The following is a 4,063-nucleotide window of genomic DNA, read 5'->3' as shown; positions in this document are numbered from 1 at the left end:
CACCCTGGCCGGTCGGTTCGACCAGGCCGATGATGCGGCCGTCATCGACGATCGGGTCCCAGCCGAGCTTTTCCTGCATGCCTTCGAGGATGGCGCGGATGCCGCGCTCGCCGCCATAGGGGACCGGTGCATTGCCGTCGACATAGAAGGGGAATTTCTCGTGCTCGGTGCCGATGCGCCATTTGTCGCGCGGCTTGTTGCCTTCGGCCAGGTGCTCGACGAGTTCGTCGACACCTTCGATCGGGCGGAAATCGGTCGTATCGCGCGCCATGATGGTACCCTCAGAGGCGGCCGGATGACCGCCGGCGGTAAATGGACGAAATGTCAGCAGACGATCAAGCGAAAAATCCTGAGCCACAGGTCAACAGGAATTGAACGTTGCTGGAACTCTGCGTCCCTTGCAAGGGATGACGTCTCACCAGTCTCCGACCGTTGCCTGCATCACCGCGAATGCGGCCACCGCCGCCGTATCGGCGCGCAGGATACGCGGGCCGAGCGGAATGGCGGTGACGAAGGGCAGGGCGCGCAGCATCTTGCGCTCGTCGTCGGAAAAGCCACCCTCCGGCCCGACCAGCAGCCCAAGCTTCTTTTCCTTGACCGCCTGCAGCGCGGCCAGCGGATTGTTGGTCGAAGCATCCTCGTCGCAGAAGATCAGCCGTCGCTCTGTGTCCCAGCCGGTCAACAGGCGGTCGAATTTTTCGGCTTCGCGCACCTGAGGCACCGCCAGGATGCCGCATTGCTCGGCGGCTTCGACGACATTGGCGCGCAGGCGATCGATCGACGGCTTGGCCACTTGCGTGTGCTGGGTAATGACCGGCTGCAGGATGCCGGCGCCCATCTCGACCGCCTTCTGCACGAGATAATCGAGCCGGCCCTGCTTCAGCGGCGCAAAGCAGTAGACGAGATCGGGCAGAGGCGGCTGCGGCCGCTGCAGCGCCGACACCTTCAGCCGCACCGCCCTTTTCGTCTTCGCCGATATGGCCGCCGACCACTCGCCGTCGCGGCCATTGAACACCAGGATTTCGGCGCCTTCGCCAAGCCGCAGCACATGCAGGAGATAGTGGCTCTGCTGTTGGCCGGCCTCGAATTCGATGTCCGGCGCGAGATCGTCGGTCACGAACAGACGTTGCATTTTGTAATTGGCGCGCATCGCCGAGGAATGAGCGAGCCGGCCGCCGGCGTCAAGCCTCGGCGGTCGGATGCCACACCGGCCGAAAGCCGTGCCGCAGCACGCAGAGCGTCGTGGCCGGCGTCAGTAGCGAGAGTGTCTTGCTTTTGAGCATGTCGAAATCGTTGGGGTGCTCATATCCCGCAAAGGACCAGCGCAGTGCCTTGCCGCTACGCAGGGCATAAACAGTGCCGCCATCCGCAACCACGACGCCGTCCGGCAGGCCGGCAAGGTCTTCAACCGCAATCACCGGCGGCTTGCCGCCTGACGCCAGCCGCTCCTTGTGCAGCCGCTTGTCGACCATCGGCGCGCGCGGTTCGGCGATGCCGAAGGCTTCGCCGAAGCGGCCGACGAAATCCCTGGCCCGTTCGCGCTGGCAAAAGAAGCAGGGGCGATGCCCGGCCGCCAGTGCGGTCACCTCGTCGAGGAAGAACAGCTCGGTCCAGCCCGCTTTACCGCCCTTCCTGTTGCGGCCCATCGGTTCGCGCCGCACATTTCGGAATTGGCAGACGCAGATGATCCAGGCTTGAAGCGCCCAGCGCTTTTTCTTGAGCGTCTTCGTCTCGGGGTCGTGGATGATGCCGCGATTGCCGGTGAACATGCCGCGATCGGGCACGGCATGGATGGCGCCGAACGGATCGACCCGGTTCTGCAGTGGCATAGTTTTCTCTCCGGACACGCATCTTGGCTGCAATGCGAGCGGCATGATATCGCTCGTCGCAGCTTTTTCATGTCAGCAGGGTTTTGCGATGCGGGTGCTGGTGGTCCAGAACTACGACAATACCGGCCTCGGCCAGGTCGGCGCAGCACTTGCGGAAGCGGGCGCCGATCTCGACCTGCGTCTCCCTTACAGGGGCGATCCCCTGCCGGATGACGCGGCCGGGCATGATGCCATGGTGGTGCTCGGCGGGGGCCAGAATGCGCTGGCCGACGATGAGTATCCCTATTTCCCGGCACTGCTCGAACTGACCCGCGACTTTGCCGACAAGGATCGCGCCGTGCTCGGCATCTGCCTGGGCAGCCAGCTCGTCGCTCGTGCCTTTGGTGGCGAGAACCGTATCGGCGGCGCCAATGAGTTCGGTTGGCACGGCGTGTCGCTGACGCCTGACGCCAAGGCCGATCCGGTTCTGGGCGCTCTACCGGCAAAGTTCCCGATCTTCCAATGGCACGACGACACCTTCGTGTTGCCCGAAAACGCCGTACGGCTTGCCGGCAACGAGGTCGCCGAGAACCAGGCGTTTCGCGTCGGCCGAGCCGTGTACGGTTTCCAGTTTCATTTCGAGGCCGACCGGCCGATGGTCAAGGACTGGAGCGCGTCCTTTGCCCCGACCATCGCTGCGCGCCATCCCGACTGGGCCGGCAAGCTCGATGGCGAAATGGCCCGCAACGGGCCCGATGCGGATGCCGCTGGCCTCGCCATTGCCCGGGCCTGGGTAGCGACCATCTGAGCGTTGGTCTCTCCGTACCCTCCAGCGTGACATAATTGGCACGCGGCGGTGAAACCGCCTGGGGAAAACGGTTTCATTCTTGGCTTGTGTCCGCCCGCCATCCTAGAAGGCGCGCGCTCTGCATCTTCTGTGCAACGGCTATGAACCTTTTGTGTGACCCGCGCGACACACCGTTGATACAGAACATGCCTAGAAGCGCAAAATCGTCGAAACTTTGAAGCGAATTCTCCGTTTCAACGCATTGGTAACCGCCTGGTGCACAGATGCAGAAAGCTCAACAAGAGATGACCTCCGTGAAAGCAGCGCTTCTGTCCTTTGCCATGTTGTCCGCCATCGTGCTGTGCGGTCTCGGCATCTATGCCGCCGACGCAGCCAACAACCACAACGCCGTCGACGGTTACGGCGTCACCGCCTCGCTGCGCTAAAGCGGGAAGCGTCTTTCGCGTCCTCCGACGCGCGGCGCTCAAGCTTCCTTAATCGTCATTGTCAGGATGCGTTTGTCCGCGCCGTCGATGACGAGCGCGCTCAGCATGCCTGATTGCCAGGCAAGCGTGTCGACATTGACGCGGTTTGCCATCACTTCCGCCTCCGGCACCGGCGTGTGGCCGTGCACCACGATCTTCGGATAGAGGTCGGGGTGGTTGTGGAAGACGTCGCGGATCCAGATCAGATCCTGCGGGTTTTGCTTCTCCAGAGGAATGCCCGGCCTGATGCCGGCATGGCAGAAGAAGAAGTCCCCGAAAGTCACGGAAAACGGCAGCGATCGCAGGAAGTCGATGTGGCTTTGCGGCACGGCCTCGACCAGTGCCTGATGTCCTCTGCGCACGGCCGATTCGGCCTTGCCGAACCACACGCTTGTGCCTTCACTGATCGTTACGCCGTAAGACTGTGCCGTCTGGATGCCGCCGAACCGGATGAAAAGCCCTTCCGGGTCAGGGGTCTTGAGAAAATCGAGAAAGCCGATGTCGTGGTTGCCGGCCAGCATCAGGTGACGAGGGTCTCGCTCTTGCGCTTCGATCAGGAAATCGATGACGCCCTTCGAGTCCGGCCCGCGGTCGACATAGTCGCCAAGATGGATGACGCGCCAGTCGGCAGGCGCCTCCTGCTCGATCTCGGCCCTGATGCGCAGATGCATGGCGGCCAGCAGGTCGAGCCGGCCGTGGACGTCGCCGATCGCATAGAGACGGATGCCGTCCGGCCCATGCGCGTCGAGAAAATGGATGCCGGATTCTGCCAACTTTTCGGTGTCTCCGTGGTCAGGCGGTCACGGGACCTGGCGCCGGAGCTGGTCCTTGCCCATGTCGGTGACAAGACGCTTTCCGCACAGCGCCAGCGTGATGTCCATCTCCTTGCGGATGATTTCCAACGCCTTGGTAACCCCTTCCTTGCCAAGCGCCCCCAGGCCGTAAAGAAACGGCCGGCCGATATAGGTTCCCTTGGCACCGAG

Annotated in this window: 6 protein-coding genes and 1 pseudogene; 2 read left to right on the top strand and 5 right to left on the bottom strand. The window is 63.0% G+C overall.

What is annotated here, in order from left to right; translation table 11 throughout:
- The 3 genes and pseudogenes from EN969_RS19875 to EN969_RS19865 all read right to left on the bottom strand — a co-directional run.
- Positions 1 to 271 (bottom strand): annotated as a pseudogene (locus EN969_RS19875) (glutamate--cysteine ligase); the annotation flags it as partial.
- Positions 272 to 415: 144 nt separating this feature from the next.
- Positions 416 to 1,150 (bottom strand): 16S rRNA (uracil(1498)-N(3))-methyltransferase, encoded by a 735-nt coding sequence (locus EN969_RS19870; RefSeq protein ID WP_013530342.1) that lies wholly within the window; start codon positions 1,148 to 1,150, stop codon positions 416 to 418.
- Between the two features lie 31 nt (positions 1,151 to 1,181).
- Positions 1,182 to 1,829 (bottom strand): hypothetical protein, encoded by a 648-nt coding sequence (locus tag EN969_RS19865; RefSeq protein ID WP_063170128.1) that lies wholly within the window; start codon positions 1,827 to 1,829, stop codon positions 1,182 to 1,184.
- 88 nt (positions 1,830 to 1,917) lie between these two features.
- Here EN969_RS19865 and EN969_RS19860 point away from each other — a divergent pair, with 88 nt between their 5' ends.
- Together EN969_RS19860 and EN969_RS36645 are read left to right on the top strand one after the other, a co-directional pair.
- A complete protein-coding gene (locus EN969_RS19860) occupies positions 1,918 to 2,616 on the top strand; it encodes a type 1 glutamine amidotransferase (protein WP_063170470.1) in 699 nt (232 codons plus the stop codon).
- A 293-nt stretch (positions 2,617 to 2,909) separates the two neighbouring features.
- On the top strand, positions 2,910 to 3,041 hold the full coding sequence (locus EN969_RS36645; RefSeq protein ID WP_013893872.1) for a hypothetical protein: 132 nt from the start codon (positions 2,910 to 2,912) through the stop codon (positions 3,039 to 3,041).
- Positions 3,042 to 3,079: 38 nt separating this feature from the next.
- Here EN969_RS36645 and EN969_RS19850 read toward each other — a convergent pair whose 3' ends face one another.
- Both EN969_RS19850 and EN969_RS19845 read right to left on the bottom strand, forming a co-directional pair.
- On the bottom strand, positions 3,080 to 3,853 hold the full coding sequence (locus EN969_RS19850; RefSeq protein ID WP_063170129.1) for a metallophosphoesterase: 774 nt from the start codon (positions 3,851 to 3,853) through the stop codon (positions 3,080 to 3,082).
- 27 nt (positions 3,854 to 3,880) lie between these two features.
- Positions 3,881 to 4,063, bottom strand: a 183-nt coding sequence (locus EN969_RS19845; protein WP_206525189.1) for an alpha-hydroxy-acid oxidizing protein, incomplete at its 5' end; no start/stop codon positions are given.

Origin of the sequence: Mesorhizobium sp. M7A.F.Ca.CA.003.01.2.1 (assembly GCF_003998945.1) — a bacterium.
Classification (GTDB): domain Bacteria; phylum Pseudomonadota; class Alphaproteobacteria; order Rhizobiales; family Rhizobiaceae; genus Mesorhizobium; species Mesorhizobium ciceri.
This window is presented reverse-complemented; position numbering and strand designations above follow the sequence as displayed.

Coding starts and splice junctions, on each gene's coding strand:
- EN969_RS19865 (WP_063170128.1), bottom strand. CDS start 1,829: ATGCCACTGCAGAACCGGGTCGATCCGTTCGGCGCCATCCATGCCGTG.
- EN969_RS19860 (WP_063170470.1), top strand. CDS start 1,918: ATGCGGGTGCTGGTGGTCCAGAACTACGACAATACCGGCCTCGGCCAG.
- EN969_RS19870 (WP_013530342.1), bottom strand. CDS start 1,150: ATGCGCGCCAATTACAAAATGCAACGTCTGTTCGTGACCGACGATCTC.